This is a genomic window from Sporomusa sp., assembly GCF_057736855.1.
The window spans coordinates 12,117-25,671 of record NZ_JBYKYF010000002.1 but is presented as its reverse complement, the minus strand read 5'-3'; the positions used below and the strand labels follow the sequence as shown (position 1 = coordinate 25,671).

General features: G+C 44.1%; 16 protein-coding genes. 14 read left to right on the top strand and 2 right to left on the bottom strand.

What is annotated here, in order from left to right; all coding sequences use genetic code 11:
* The 8 genes from larE to folE2 form a co-directional block, all read left to right on the top strand.
* On the top strand, positions 1-673 hold a 673-nt coding region (gene larE / locus AC29Z1_RS00385; protein WP_488269469.1), incomplete at its 5' end, for an ATP-dependent sacrificial sulfur transferase LarE.
* A 2-nt stretch (positions 674-675) separates the two neighbouring features.
* Positions 676-1,428 carry a nickel pincer cofactor biosynthesis protein LarB gene (larB, locus tag AC29Z1_RS00380; RefSeq protein WP_488269468.1) on the top strand — a complete coding sequence of 251 codons (753 nt, stop codon included), beginning with the start codon at positions 676-678 and terminating at the stop codon, positions 1,426-1,428.
* Positions 1,429-1,437: 9 nt separating this feature from the next.
* Positions 1,438-2,631 (top strand): nickel pincer cofactor biosynthesis protein LarC, encoded by a 1,194-nt coding sequence (larC, locus tag AC29Z1_RS00375; protein WP_488269467.1) that lies wholly within the window; start codon positions 1,438-1,440, stop codon positions 2,629-2,631.
* Between the two features lie 21 nt (positions 2,632-2,652).
* On the top strand, positions 2,653-3,594 hold the full coding sequence (gene rnhC, locus AC29Z1_RS00370) for a ribonuclease HIII (protein WP_488269466.1): 942 nt from the start codon (positions 2,653-2,655) through the stop codon (positions 3,592-3,594).
* Between the two features lie 269 nt (positions 3,595-3,863).
* Positions 3,864-4,154 carry an HD-GYP domain-containing protein gene (locus AC29Z1_RS00365; RefSeq protein WP_488269465.1) on the top strand — a complete coding sequence of 97 codons (291 nt, stop codon included), beginning with the start codon at positions 3,864-3,866 and terminating at the stop codon, positions 4,152-4,154.
* A complete protein-coding gene (locus tag AC29Z1_RS00360; protein WP_488269464.1) occupies positions 4,151-4,447 on the top strand; it encodes a hypothetical protein in 297 nt (98 codons plus the stop codon). Before AC29Z1_RS00365 ends, AC29Z1_RS00360 begins: the two co-directional genes overlap by 4 nt.
* Positions 4,448-4,481: 34 nt before the next feature.
* Positions 4,482-5,168 (top strand): 7-cyano-7-deazaguanine synthase QueC, encoded by a 687-nt coding sequence (gene queC / locus AC29Z1_RS00355; RefSeq protein ID WP_488269463.1) that lies wholly within the window; start codon positions 4,482-4,484, stop codon positions 5,166-5,168.
* A gap of 31 nt (positions 5,169-5,199) precedes the next feature.
* A complete protein-coding gene (folE2, locus tag AC29Z1_RS00350) occupies positions 5,200-5,988 on the top strand; it encodes a GTP cyclohydrolase FolE2 (RefSeq protein WP_488269476.1) in 789 nt (262 codons plus the stop codon).
* A gap of 193 nt (positions 5,989-6,181) precedes the next feature.
* On the opposite strand, the gene AC29Z1_RS00345 is transcribed toward folE2, so the two are convergent.
* Positions 6,182-6,448: a hypothetical protein gene (locus AC29Z1_RS00345; RefSeq protein ID WP_488269462.1), complete on the bottom strand. Its 267-nt coding sequence runs from the start codon at positions 6,446-6,448 to the stop codon at positions 6,182-6,184.
* 138 nt (positions 6,449-6,586) lie between these two features.
* On the opposite strand from AC29Z1_RS00345, the gene AC29Z1_RS00340 reads away from it, so the two are divergent.
* The 6 genes from AC29Z1_RS00340 to AC29Z1_RS00315 all read left to right on the top strand — a co-directional run bounded on the left by AC29Z1_RS00340 (position 6,587) and on the right by AC29Z1_RS00315 (position 11,282).
* Positions 6,587-7,438 (top strand): ChbG/HpnK family deacetylase, encoded by an 852-nt coding sequence (locus tag AC29Z1_RS00340; protein WP_488269461.1) that lies wholly within the window; start codon positions 6,587-6,589, stop codon positions 7,436-7,438.
* 16 nt (positions 7,439-7,454) lie between these two features.
* Positions 7,455-8,378 carry an NAD-dependent epimerase/dehydratase family protein gene (locus AC29Z1_RS00335; RefSeq protein WP_488269460.1) on the top strand — a complete coding sequence of 308 codons (924 nt, stop codon included), beginning with the start codon at positions 7,455-7,457 and terminating at the stop codon, positions 8,376-8,378.
* 186 nt (positions 8,379-8,564) lie between these two features.
* Complete coding sequence (locus AC29Z1_RS00330; RefSeq protein ID WP_488269459.1) at positions 8,565-8,789, top strand: 4Fe-4S dicluster domain-containing protein; 225 nt, start codon at positions 8,565-8,567, stop codon at positions 8,787-8,789.
* Positions 8,786-9,925 carry a 2-oxoacid:acceptor oxidoreductase subunit alpha gene (locus AC29Z1_RS00325; protein ID WP_488269458.1) on the top strand — a complete coding sequence of 380 codons (1,140 nt, stop codon included), beginning with the start codon at positions 8,786-8,788 and terminating at the stop codon, positions 9,923-9,925. The genes AC29Z1_RS00330 and AC29Z1_RS00325 overlap by 4 nt, the downstream gene beginning before the upstream one ends.
* Positions 9,925-10,749, top strand: a complete 825-nt coding sequence (locus AC29Z1_RS00320; protein WP_488269457.1) for a 2-oxoacid:ferredoxin oxidoreductase subunit beta — start codon at positions 9,925-9,927, stop codon at positions 10,747-10,749. The genes AC29Z1_RS00325 and AC29Z1_RS00320 overlap by 1 nt, the downstream gene beginning before the upstream one ends.
* On the top strand, positions 10,749-11,282 hold the full coding sequence (locus AC29Z1_RS00315; RefSeq protein ID WP_488269456.1) for a 2-oxoacid:acceptor oxidoreductase family protein: 534 nt from the start codon (positions 10,749-10,751) through the stop codon (positions 11,280-11,282). Before AC29Z1_RS00320 ends, AC29Z1_RS00315 begins: the two co-directional genes overlap by 1 nt.
* Before the next feature lie 44 nt (positions 11,283-11,326).
* Here AC29Z1_RS00315 and ldhH read toward each other — a convergent pair whose 3' ends face one another.
* Complete coding sequence (gene ldhH, locus AC29Z1_RS00310) at positions 11,327-13,498, bottom strand: L-lactate dehydrogenase (quinone) large subunit LdhH (RefSeq protein WP_488269455.1); 2,172 nt, start codon at positions 13,496-13,498, stop codon at positions 11,327-11,329.
* Between the last annotated feature and the right edge of the window lie 57 nt (positions 13,499-13,555).

Genomic DNA, 13,555 nt, shown 5'->3' with positions numbered 1-13,555 from the left:
TGCGGTGTCTGACTCATCGCCGGCCAGAGAACGGGATGATGCCAGAGCATTTGCTCAGGCCATAGGGATCAACTACGTGATGCTGCCGGCATCAGAAATGAATAATGCTGATTTTATTGCCAACACGCCTCAGAGATGCTATTATTGCAAAAAGGAACGCTTTTCTGCGCTAGTGGCTTGGTCTCAGGAACATGGCTTCGATTGGGTTATCGAGGGGACCAATGCCGATGATTTAGGTGACTTTCGTCCAGGGATGAAGGCCATCGCTGAACTGCCAAAGGTAAAAAGTCCGCTATTAGAAGCTGGTTTTACTAAAGCCGACATAAGAGCCGTGTCAAAAGAATGGGGATTACCTACCTGGGATAAGCCAAGCGCGGCTTGTCTGGTATCCCGCCTAGTATATGGACTGCCAATTACTACTGAGCGGTTACGTCAGGTTGAGCAAGCGGAGGAAGTGGTACGACGCTATTGTTCAGGTCAAATCCGGGTTCGTCACCATGATACCTTGGCAAGAATTGAGCTACAACCCGAAGGTATGGCCAAGTTGCTAGCCAACCAGGAAGGTTTGGCCGCTATTGTATCAGCTATAAAGCAACTGGGTTTTACATATGTTACGCTTGACTTGGACGGTTATCGGACTGGTAGTATGAATGAGACATTGAACGAGGTGTAGAAATGGATGTTAATCATGTAAGCAGCCTGCTGAAAGAGTTTAAAGCAGGCGAGTTAAGCTTAGAAGAAACTGTTGAGAAACTAAAGATACTGCCTTATGAAAATTTAGAATTTGCTAAACTGGATCATCATCGCCTAATAAGGCAAGGATTTGCTGAAGTGGTTTTTTGCCAGGGAAAAACGGTAGAGCAGGTACAGGCTATTGTGCAGCGTCTGGCTGAGTATAATCATAGCATTTTGGCAACAAGAGCCACTAAAGAGATGTATGCTGCCGTAAAAATGGTTGTACCTGATGCACAGTACCATGAATTGGCCAGGCTAATTACTGTTGAGCGGCATAAACCGGCTATTGACAAAGAACGGTTTATTCTGGTTATGAGTGCTGGTACCAGTGATATTCCGGTTGCTGAGGAAGCGGCGATTACTGCGGAAATCATGGGGAATGAAGTAAAGCGAGTATATGATGTAGGGGTAGCAGGAATCCATCGTCTGTTTGACCAGCGGCAACTGATTGAACAGGCCAATGTGTTGATTGTTGTGGCCGGGATGGAAGGGGCGTTGGCCAGTGTTGTTGGCGGTATGGTAGCCAAGCCGGTTATTGCCGTTCCGACAAGCGTCGGTTATGGTGCAAGTTTTGGTGGGCTTGCAGCGTTACTGAGCATGCTTAACAGTTGTGCAGCCGGTGTCGCCGTGGTCAATATTGATAATGGTTTCGGTGCAGGCAGGTTGGCTAGTATCATTAATAATATGAGGTGATATGGACGAATGGATGTAAAATATAATGCTATCTATCTTGATTGTTTTGCTGGTATTAGCGGCAATATGCTGCTGGGAGCTCTGCTGGATGTCGGTGCGCCGGAAGACCTGCTCCGGGCAGAACTGGCCAAACTGCCGTTAAGTGGCTATAAACTGACGATATCTAGAGTGGATAAAGGCGGGATTAATGCTTGCTACCTGGATGTCGAAGTAGACGAGTCCGTGCATGAGCATCGTACTTTGACGGATATCACTGTTATGATTGATAATGCTGAACTCAACCCTAATGTTAAGCAGCTAGCTAAGCGGATATTTACCCGCCTGGCTGAGGCCGAAGGGAAGGTTCACGGTGTCCCGGCAGGGGAGGTTTATTTTCATGAAGTCGGTGCAGTAGATTCGATTATTGATATTGTGGGGATTGCCTGGGCACTTGACTACCTGGGAATTGAACATATATATGCTTCTCGCCTGCATGTCGGCAATGGTTTTGTACAATGTTGCCACGGACTTATGCCAGTACCGGCACCAGCAACGGCCGAGTTACTGCAAGGTATACCTTACTATCAGGGCGAAATTGCTAAGGAACTGGTGACACCTACCGGAGCTGCGGTACTGGCTACTTTAGGCAGTGGTTATGGAATCATGCCGGAGAGCTTTGTCAGTGTTAAAATTGGTTATGGAGCTGGGACCTGGGATCTGGATATTCCCAATGTTTTGCGGCTATATGCCGGTAATGTAGTCACAAAGGATAACAGTCAGGCGAACGGACAATGTATGATGATTGAAGCCAATATTGATGATCAAAGTCCGGAACTGTATGGTTATGTGATGGACAGACTGTTTGCCGCGGGGGCGCTAGATGTTTGGCTAACACCCATTTTTATGAAGAAAAACCGTCCGGCAACTACATTGTCAGTTCTCATTCCTGAGAAGTGCCAGAATAAAGTTGTTGAAATTATTTTGCAAGAAACTACTTCCATTGGTATGAGAATCTATCCAGTTGCAAGGGCTATGGCTGAACGGGAATTTATCATTATTGGCTTACCCTGGGGAGATGTCAGGGTGAAAATTAGTTCGTATCAGGGTAAAATCTGTAATGTAGCACCTGAATATGAAGATTGCCGCAAAATTGCCGAGAAGGCTGGCGTACCGCTTAAGGTAGTTCAACATTTAGCGCTAAAAGAGGCTATGTCAATTTGTTAGAAAAGAAAGTTGTGGGTGGATATGCTACATACAAGGTTGGCGGTTTTGGCCGAGAGGCTTACTCAGGCCGGATTTAAGATAACGGCAGAAAAGCCGATTAATTATGGCAAGCAGTTAAAGGTATCGGACGGACAGAAAGCAGTGACGGTCAATATATATAGTGGAAAAAAGGGCATTAGTATTGTTGTCGGCGGTTCGCAATCCCCGCTCAAAACAGCCGTGGAAGCCATCTGCCAAGGAAAAGTACCAATAGCAGATAGTAACGCCGGCCATGGGCAGTTAAGTGTCCAACGTCCGCCAGGCTTTGAGGGTGTGGCTGACTTTGATAATAAATGGATTGGTCTTGATGAGTCAGGTAAAGGCGATTTTTTTGGTCCACTAGTAGTGGCTGCCGTACTCGTGGATGACATCACAGCCGATAAGCTGGCCGCAGTAGGAGTAAAAGATAGCAAAGCGTTGTCTGATGAAAAAAACCATGCCTTGGCAGAACGGATTCGAGAAGAATGTCCACAGCGGTTTGTTGAGTTGGAATGGAAACCGGCAGAATATAATGCTTTATATAGCAAATTTAGAAGTGCCGGAAAAAATCTCAATCATTTGCTGGCATTTTCTCACGCGCAGGCTTTAGAACGCCTGTTAACCCAAGAGCCGGTCAGATTTGCTATTGCTGACCAGTTTGCACATGAACGGTATATTCAGGCCGAACTGATGGAAAAAGGCCAGGAGATTACGCTAGTACAGATGCATCGTGCTGAACGCAATATTGCTGTTGCCGCTGCTTCCATACTGGCTCGTGATCGGTTTTTAGCCAGTATGGCTGAACTCTCCGCACAATTTGGCATGCGTTTGCCGAAGGGGGCAGTCCAGGTAATCGGCGTTGCCAGGGATTTTGCTCAAAAGTACGGAAAAGCTGCATTACATCAAGTTTGTAAACTGCATTTTAAGACTTTTGAGCAGATATAAAATTTGGGAGGGTTTTAGCAGGAAAAAAGGAAAAAATGTAAAATTATTAAAATATATTGTTAATATTGTAACTTTCGCTCATCATGCGTCGAGAAATCGCATGTGAGGAGGGACAGGATTGACTGCGAGGTAGTCAATGCAACTGGTGTAATTAATCGTATCCATATGATACGCCGTCAAGATGATTATACGTTCCATCATTTTGTTAATGTGGCTGTGATTTGTGGCGTATTAGGAAGATGGCTTAGTTTTACGGAAAAAAGGATTTGGTGTTAGCTGGCTTGCTGCATGATATTGGCAAAACCCAGATTCCACTAGAGATACTTAACAAACCTGGTAAACTTACGCCGGATGAGATGGCAGTTATGCGTCTACATACCATCCAGAATTATAGGTTGGTTCGTAATATAGCCGGTCTTCCTTGCGGTGTGTTTTATGGAATTTTTCAGCATCATGAACGTTTTGATGGCAGCGGTTATCCGTTAGCTGTGGCAAGTGAAAAAATTCATAAATTCGCAAAAATCATTGCTATTGCTGATATGTATGATGCTATGCTATGACTTCGGATCGTGTATATCATCGCCAAGATACACCTTTTGCTGTTGCAGAGATGATTTTTGAAGAAATGTTTAATAAGCTTGATCCTGAAATTGGAATGGTGTTTTTAAATAATATTCGTGATTTTTTTTTAGGAAATATTGTAGAATTAAGTGATGGCCGACAGGCAGAAGTGATATATTTTGGACATTTTCTGGCTTCACGGCCAGTTGTGTTTACTTCGGATAGGCAATACATTGACATTGACTTAGAACGCACTAAGAATCTGAGTATTGTAAAAGTTATCAGAGCTTAATTGCAGAAAATAAAATTAGATAAGGGGTACGCTTATGAAAAGAAAGGCCGTTGTACTGTTGTCTGGCGGGCTGGATTCTACGGTATGTATGGCGGTTGCAAACAGTGAAGGGTATGAATTGCTCCCGATTAGTTTTAATTATCACCAGCGGCACAAGCGAGAACTTGAGGCTGCTGCCAGGGTAGCGCAGTATTATAATGTTAGCCGTCACTTAATTATTGAAACAAATATGGAAGCCATTGGCGGCAGTGCGCTGACTGACCCGAAGCTGGCTGTTCCGAAGGGGCATCCCGGTACTCAAGAAGTACCAATTACCTATGTGCCTGCCCGGAATTTGATTTTTTTGAGCTATGCGCTTGGCTATGCTGAAGTCACTGGGGCTGACCGGGTGTATATTGGTGTTAATGCTCTGGATTATTCAGGCTATCCGGATTGTCGTCCCGAATTCATTGCCATGTTTCAGCAGTGGGCCGACTATGCTACCAAAGCAACGGCTGAGGATGGCCGAAAAATTATTATTGAGACGCCGCTGATAGCTCTAACCAAAAAAGAGATTGTGTTATTAGGGGACAAGCTGGCAGCACCGCTTCATCTGACAACAAGCTGTTATCAGGGCGGGGATGCAGCCTGTGGACAATGTGACAGCTGCCTGTTGCGACTTAAAGGATTTGCTGAGGCAGGACTGAATGACCCTATTTTGTATCATACTAGGAGTGAATAACATGAAACAAATGACCCAAGGTAAGAACGGGATTAAGGATGTTCAAAATAGCTGTGATGATCGTGGTATTGCTATTCAAAAGGTTGGGGTCAGTGATGTTCACTTGCCTTTTTTGATAAAAACCAAAAATGGCTCATTTCAGTCAGTATTGGCCAAGATTAAACTCACTGTAGATTTACCACAAGAGTTTAAAGGTACACATATGAGCCGTTTTATTGAGATTCTGAGCGATTGGAGTCAGAAACCAGTATCTTATCGGGAAGTTGAATATATACTGACTGATACGATCGATCGCTTACATGCCATGCGAGCCAATATTGATATTCATTTTAAATATTTTATTGAAAAAGCGGCACCTGTAAGCGGCTTAACAAGTATGCTTGATTATGATTGCTTATTCTCCGCTGAATTGGTTCGCGGCCAACAACTGGATTTTATGTTTGGCATAACTGTGCCATTTACATCGCTTTGTCCGTGTAGTAAAGAGATATCACATTATGGAGCTCATAACCAGCGTGGAATTATGCGGGTAAAAATTAAGCAGCATCCTGGAAAATTTGTTTGGATTGAAGATCTGGCAGCTATGATGGAAGAGCAGGGGAGCTGCCAAGTGTATGCGTTGCTAAAACGTGAAGACGAAAAATATGTTACGGAAAAAGCATATGAAAACCCTAAATTTGTGGAAGATGTACTTAGGGATTTAGTATTAACGTTACGCAATATTGATGGTATCGAGATGTTTGAAGTAGAATGCGAAAATTATGAATCCATTCATAATCATAGTGCTTATGCAGCGCATGCGGAGTACGTAAAACGATAAAACAAATGACTTATGCTAGATCCTGTAAAACTGCCGAATTGCTACTACGACGCAATCGCGGTATTAGCGCCATCCAGGTGTGTTGCGGCAGAACCTTTAGTTGTTGTCACTATCTGGTAGACTAACACATGCGGCGCCAGACTCCTTAAACAGAGTCCGGCGCCGTCAGTGTTTTACTTGTTATAAAGCGTTTTTAGTTGCTCGGTATATCATATTTTTCTGTTAACGTTTGATTAGCATTTTGATTTTTGGCATTAGCCGTAGCGGTGCTGCTGGTGGTTTGCGATTGTTTGGCCAGCTTGCTTAACTCGCTCATATTGGCTGAGCTAGCTGAAGTGCTGGAGGAAGTGTTGGTTGCCGAAGTATTGCTAGAATAATCGTTGTTAGCATCCATTTTAGCAGTCAGAGTACCGTATTCACTTTTGCTTGCGGCTTGTTTGCTTTGTTTGGATTGTTCCACAGTGATACCTCCTTGTTATTTTACATTTGGTCACGTGACCAATAATAGTATCAGACATCAGATATCAACTCATACCAGGGATTTTTTGCCCCTTATTCATTCTATCTGCTGAGGAAATATAATCTTTTTGAGGAAAATATGAAACAGTTAATTGTGAATGCCGATGATTTCGGTTTACATGAAACTATTAATCTTGGTATTATTAAAGGATACACTAAAGGATGTATAACCAGTACATCCATAATGGCTGGTGCTCCTGCGTTTGAACATGCTGCCGCTCTAGCGGCAGAACATCCGCAGTTAGGTATCGGCGTACATCTCACATTGGTCGGCGGAGCTCCGGTGGCTGAGCCGGGGCAGGTCAGTTCGCTACTTGATGCTGATGGGTTGTTATGTTCTAGTTACCCGGTGTTTTTAAAAAAGTATTGCTTAGCAGGGATTTGTCTGGAAGAGGTCAGGCTTGAGTTTACTGCCCAAGTGAAAAAAGTAATAGCAACAGGAATTACCATTACCCATCTTGATAGTCATCAGCATCTGCATGTAGTGCCTGGGATCATCGATGTGGTCATAGATATTGCTAAACAATTTAATATTCGAGCTTTGCGGATTCCTGCCGAGCCGCTATTATTCTCGGGCGGATTCAGACCAGGTATCGGCAGGATTATTGGCCGCACAGGCCTTAGTGTGCTGGCCAGGTTGGCCCGGTTGAAGGCTCAGCGCGCGGGATTGGCAGTGCCTGAACATTTTTATGGAATGTTAGCCGGTGGCAATATGGATGAACGGCTTTTGCTTACCATTATTGACAATCTACCTAATGGGCTGTCAGAAATTATGGTACATCCAGGTGTGGACAATCAAATGTTAAACCAGACATTTGGCTGGGGCTACCAATGGCAGCAGGAATTAGCGGCAGTTACTAGTCCGCGGGTTCTTGCATGTCTTACGCAGCGTCAGGTTAAACTGGTAGCATTTAGTAGTCTATATAACTAACAGATTGGGGGATTTTATGAAGGTATTAGTAACTGGTGGTGCCGGATTTATCGGATCGCACACGGTTGACAAAATGTTGGATCTTGGTTGGGAGGTTGTCGTAATTGATAATCTCAGTACAGGCGTGCGTACCAATGTGCCTGACGGCGTCAAGCTGATGGAAATGGATATCATGGACAGCCAACTATTAGAGGTATTTTTACAGGAAAAATTTGATTGCGTGGTACACCTTGCTGCGCAAACATCAGTGCCCTATTCTATTGACAATCCTGATATTGATTGCCAGGTAAATGTGCTAGGGCTGGTAAACGTTTTGGAAGCTTGCCGCAAAACTGGGGTGAAACGTGTCGTGTTTGCCTCAAGCGCTGCGGTATATGGAGATGCAGACAGTCTGCCAATTACTGAGGAAGCAGCGCTTAGACCAGAGTCTTTTTATGGCCTTACCAAATGTATGGGCGAAAAGTATTTGGATCTATACCGTCAGATATATCAGCTTGACTATGTTGTTCTCCGATATGCAAACGTATATGGTGAACGCCAGGGAGACGGTGGGGAAGGTGGAGTTATTAGCATTTTTACTCGCAGAATTCACCAGAACTTACCTATTTCTATTTTTGGTGATGGAGGCCAGACAAGAGACTTTATTTATGTTGGCGATGTTGCGGCGGCTAATTGTCAAGCGCTTATGTCACATACAAAGGTTAATCGGGTATATAACATCAGCAGTCAGACCCAAACAAGTATTAACCATTTGGTCGAGGCATTAGCCGAGGTGGCTGGCAAGCAAATTACTAAGAACTATCTGCCAGCCAGGGAAGGAGATATTTATCGTTCCATACTCTCCAACCAGGCGGCTTTGGCAGGTATTGGCTGGCAGGCTCACACGCCGTTAATCGAAGGATTACGGAGAACTTACCGCTATTTAGAAAAAACACTATAGTTGTTGCTCTGTGGATAAGTATGTGACAGGTTAACTTTTTTTGTAGAATACATAATATTTTGCAGGAGAAAAATATCATCACAGCCAATTTACAAATATATACCCTATTATTATGGATATAATAATAGGGTATACATTGCTATCCACAGTAGTCATACACGGATTGAAAAAGGAGTGAAAGTTGCTATGGGACTGGCGATTAAACCAAAGCTCTGTAAAGGCTGTGGTATTTGCGTGCATTTTTGCCCTAAAGCGGTTCTGGATTTGGACGAAATGGGAAAAATTTATGTAAAAGATCCAGATAAATGTATTATCTGTGGTCAATGCGAACTGCGTTGCCCGGACTATGCTATTAAAGTAACCAAAGAAGAGAAAGCGAAGGCAAACAATAAAGGGGGGGATGTTAAGTGACTAAGGCTCGTTTAATGCAGGGTAATCAGGCTTGCGCTGAAGGCGCGCTGGCTGCCGGAGTTCGTTTTTTTGCTGGCTATCCCATTACCCCGAGTACTGAAGTAGCTGAAATCCTTGCGGAAAAACTGCCAGAGGTAGGCGGCAAGTTTATCCAAATGGAAGATGAAATTGCTAGTATGGGTGCTGTATGCGGCGCATCGCTGACCGGAGTGAAAGCACTTACTGCTACCAGTGGTCCTGGCTTTTCGCTAAAGCAGGAATTGATTGGTTATGCATCCATTGCTGAAATTCCGGTTGTAATTGTTAATGTGCAGCGTTTAGGACCAAGTACTGGTAAACCTACATCACCTGGTCAAGGCGATGTTATGCAAGCTCGCTGGGGCAGTCATGGTGACCGTGGAGTCATTGCCTTGTCGCCAGCTTCGGTGCGTGAGTGTTTTGATATAACCGTAAAAGCAGTTAATTTTTCTGAAAAATTCCGCACTCCCGTTGTTCTGTTGTTGGACGAAGTTATCGGGCATATGCGCGAGCGAGTGGAGCTGCCGGAACCAGAAGAAATTGAAATCGTTAATCGCAAAGTGCCTAGCGTGCCTCCAAGCGAGTATCAGGCGTATAAACCTGATGCGGATGGCGTACCGCCTATGGCGGCTTTTGGGTCCGGTTATTATTACCATGTAACCGGCTTAATTCATAATTATCTGGGACAGCCTACTCAGGCAAATGATCTTACCGCTGAGCTAATTGAGCGTTTGCATACTAAAATTGAAAATGCCAAAGCGGAACTGACACTGTATACTGAGCATTATCTTGAAGATGCCGAAGTACTGGTTGTTTCTTATGGCGGTTCGGCCAGGGCAGCGATTGCTGCGGTTAAGGCTGCTAGAGAACAAGGCATTAAAGCAGGGCTCTTAAAATTGATAACCATCTGGCCGTTCCCTGGTGATCTTGTAAAACAGGCGGCAGAGAAGGTTAAAAAAGTCATTGTGCCTGAAATGAACTATGGTCAGTTGGTCGGTGAAATTGAGCGGTATGTAGGTCAAGAGAAAGTCGTTTCTGTTACTAGAGTCGACGGTGAACTATTTAAACCGGAAGAAATACTTGCACCGATTGTAACAGCTGCTGGAGGTGCTAAATAATGGCAGACATTGAAAAATATTTACGGCCGTCAGCTTTCCCACATATCTGGTGCCCTGGCTGCGGTAATGGTATTGTATTGGCTTCCATCATTCGCGCCATTGACAAATTAGGTCTTGATCAAGAAAAAACAATTATAGTTTCAGGAATTGGCTGCTCGTCTCGGGCATCCGGTTACATGAACTTTAACACGGTTCATACTGCCCATGGCAGAGCATTAACATTTGCTACAGGCATTAAGTTGGCCAAGCCTGAACTGACTGTTTTGGTTATTACTGGTGATGGCGACGCTACCGCTATCGGTGGCAATCATTTCATTCATGCTGCTAGACGGAATATCGACATAACAACTATTATCTTTAACAATAATATTTATGGTATGACTGGCGGCCAATCTTCACCGCTTACGCCGCTGGCAAGCAGATCAACGACAGCACCGTTTGGTCATATTGAGCGGTCATTTGACGTTGGTGCGTTAGCGATTGCCGCTGGCGCTACGTATGTAGCCAGGGCAACTGCCTACCATGCCAATCTGTTGACAGACTTAGTTGTCAAAGGTATCGAGAATAAAGGTTTTTCAGTAATTGATGCTATTACTCAGTGTCCTGTCTCTTATGGACGCAAGAACAAGATGGGTACGGCAGCCAAAATGCTGGAATGGCAGAAAGAACGCGCAGTTACTGTGCAAGCAGCTTCCAAACTTTCGCCAGAGCAGCTTAAAGATAAATTTATTATTGGTGAACTTCATCGTTCAGAAGCCCCTGAGTATACTGCTGAATATGACAAACTCATTGCGCATGTTCAGGCTAAAAGGGGGAATAAGTAATGTGGCAAATTAGCTTAAGCGGTACTGGCGGTCAAGGTCTGATTCTTGCTGGTATTATTTTAGCGGAAGCAGCTATTCTTGACGGCAAACAGACCATTCAGACCCAGTCCTATGGTCCAGAAGCCAGAGGGGGAGCCAGTAAATCAGAAGTCATTATTAGTGACAAGGAAATTGATTATCCGAAAGCTACCTCGGCAGATATTTTACTGGCTATGAGCCAGGAAGCCTGCAATAAATATATTGGGCTATTAAAACAAGGTGGTAAATTGATTGTTGATAGCTCACTGGTAAAAACCGTGCCAGAAGTCGATGCTAAAGTTCTGGCATTGCCGATAACCCATATTGCCCGTAATGAATTAGGCAATGTTATGGTAGCCAATATTATTGCACTTGGTGCTTTAGTTGGTTTTACTGAGTTAGTCGGGCTGGATAGTTTGACCAAAGCCGTATTGGCCAGAGTACCTAAAGGTACTGAGGAACTTAATAAAAAAGCGCTTGATACCGGATTTGCCTTAGGGCAGGCGGAAAAATAAACGGAAAAAGGAGTCTTTCTTAGCGAAAGGCTCCTTTTTTTGCACTACCCTGTAATATTTTCGGCTAATATTTCAGCAACATGTTTGACTTTCACGCTTGGCAACTGCTTATCCAGGCCACCCTGAATTTGCATCATGCATGCAGGACAAGCAACGGCAACAATATCTGCTTCACTGGCCTTAATATTGGTGATTTTTTCTTTGAGGATTGGCATGGATAGTTCGGTGTATTTGACACCAAAAGCACCAGCCATACCACAGCATTTATCACAGTCTTTCATTTCTACCAGCTCATAGCCTTGGGCTGCTTCCAGCAGTTGGCGTGGTTCGGTATAAATGCCAAGGCCGCGTTTCATATGGCAAGAATCATGATAGGTTACTTTTCTGTTGCCAGGTGTTTTGGTTAACCGACCAGTTTTTTCATATTCTTTTGCGACAAAGCTGGTAAACTCGCAGACCTTGTGGCCAAGTTTTTCGGCCCGCAGTTGCCAGGCTGGCTCATCTTCAAATAACTCAACATAGGTCTGATGCCAGGTTTCAGCACAAGTCGGGCAAGCGGAAAGAATGACGTCTGCGCCCGAAGCTTCGAAGGCCTCAATATTCTTTTTGGCAATTCGTTTGGTTGTTTCACGATCACCCATCCCTAAAACCGGCTTACCGCAGCAGCTTTGTTCTTCCGGGAAAACGACTTGCATATTAAGGTCTTGGAGTACCTTATATACGGACTCACCTGTTTCGGGAAAGATAAAGTCAATGTTGCAACCGCTAAAGAAGGCAATTTTTTTCGCGGGGCTATTTATTTTCTTGGTTATCTTGGTTACGCGGTCACGGAAGGGGGTATCAGCTATAGCAGGTAGACTACGCTCTTTAGCCATGCCAGCTAAAAACAGTGGTAAGTGACGGATTACACGGCCGGACTGGAAGGGTTTTTGGCCGATGGAGGCTATGCGCAGCAGGGTGTGGAATACCTTGCGATTAGATATGACATTTTCAAATACCGCTTTAACCCCAAAAGGCAGGCCATGTTCCTTAACGGCTCTGGCTCTAAGTTCTTCAATAAGGTATGGTATATCAATTTTACCAGGACATATTTCCACGCATTTGCGGCAACCAATACATAATTCGTTTATTTTTTCAAAATCTCCCATACTGTTGAGAAATGCTGTCAGTATTGCTCCGATACCGCCGGCGTAGATGTGGCCATACACGTGACCGCCAACAATGGTGTAAACCGGGCATACATTCAGACAAGAGGCACACCGAACACATTGGTAGATTTCTTTGAATTTATTGTCATGGGCAGCTTTTAGGCGGCCATTATCAAATAAAATAATATGAAGTTCTTTATCTTGCTCAACCCATTTACCGTTTTGCTTGACCATTACCGGAGTTATACCGGAAGTCATGGTCATATAGCTGGTCATAAGCTGGGCGGTGGCATTACGCGGCAATGTGCGTAGGATGGGAGCAGCATCTTTTATCGTAGGAATCAATTTTTCATAACCAATGATGACCACATGAATTCGCGGCAAAGTGGTGACAAGTCGGGCATTACCTTCATTGGTTACCAGGCCAATAGCGCCATTTTCAGCAATACCAAAGTTTGCCCCCGATATGCCCATGTCCGCATTCAGGAATTCGCTGCGTAGGGCTTTACGAGCAGCTTGCACCATAAACGGAATATCGGTAGGAATTTCTTGTTTCAGCTCTTTGGAGAAATAGGCGGCAACTTGTTCGCGATTTAAGTGAATGGCTGGCATAACCATATGTGAGGGTTTATGACCAGCTAAAGATATGATCCATTCGCCCAGATCAGTTTCTTTAACATGAATACCGGCTGCCACTAAGTCGTCGTTTAGGTGAATTTCCTCAGAGGCCATGGATTTGGATTTTACAATTCGTTTAACATTCTTTTCTTTACATAGGTTTAGCAAATATTCTTTCAATGCTTTGCCATCTTTGGCCCGAAATACTTTAGCCCCTCGTTTTGTTGCTTCGGCTTCAAATTTATTTGCAATGTTTTCAATATCGGCAACGGTTTTTTGTTTCATTTGCCGGACCTGTTCACGTAGGGCATCAATATCCGCAACATTTTCGTAAGCTTTTGCTCTAGCTATAGGGTAGGCTTCTGCAAAACGTCCTAAGGCACCACGCAAGACTTGATCATTTAATTTTTCTTTAATTTCATTTTTTATATTACGATTTTTTGTTTCCATTAGTGATTACCTCCGTTAATTTCTTCATCAACGGCAATGAGAACAAAACGACTGGGA

Bases quoted from the DNA above. Each gene is read 5' to 3' on its own strand.
- larB (WP_488269468.1), top strand. From the start codon at position 676: ATGGATGTTAATCATGTAAGCAGCCTGCTGAAAGAGTTTAAAGCAGGC.
- AC29Z1_RS00320 (WP_488269457.1), top strand. From the start codon at position 9,925: ATGGCAGACATTGAAAAATATTTACGGCCGTCAGCTTTCCCACATATC.
- ldhH (WP_488269455.1), bottom strand. From the start codon at position 13,498: ATGGAAACAAAAAATCGTAATATAAAAAATGAAATTAAAGAAAAATTA.
- AC29Z1_RS00340 (WP_488269461.1), top strand. From the start codon at position 6,587: ATGAAACAGTTAATTGTGAATGCCGATGATTTCGGTTTACATGAAACT.
- AC29Z1_RS00360 (WP_488269464.1), top strand. From the start codon at position 4,151: ATGACTTCGGATCGTGTATATCATCGCCAAGATACACCTTTTGCTGTT.
- AC29Z1_RS00330 (WP_488269459.1), top strand. From the start codon at position 8,565: ATGGGACTGGCGATTAAACCAAAGCTCTGTAAAGGCTGTGGTATTTGC.
- queC (WP_488269463.1), top strand. From the start codon at position 4,482: ATGAAAAGAAAGGCCGTTGTACTGTTGTCTGGCGGGCTGGATTCTACG.
- larC (WP_488269467.1), top strand. From the start codon at position 1,438: ATGGATGTAAAATATAATGCTATCTATCTTGATTGTTTTGCTGGTATT.
- AC29Z1_RS00315 (WP_488269456.1), top strand. From the start codon at position 10,749: ATGTGGCAAATTAGCTTAAGCGGTACTGGCGGTCAAGGTCTGATTCTT.
- AC29Z1_RS00335 (WP_488269460.1), top strand. From the start codon at position 7,455: ATGAAGGTATTAGTAACTGGTGGTGCCGGATTTATCGGATCGCACACG.
- rnhC (WP_488269466.1), top strand. From the start codon at position 2,653: ATGCTACATACAAGGTTGGCGGTTTTGGCCGAGAGGCTTACTCAGGCC.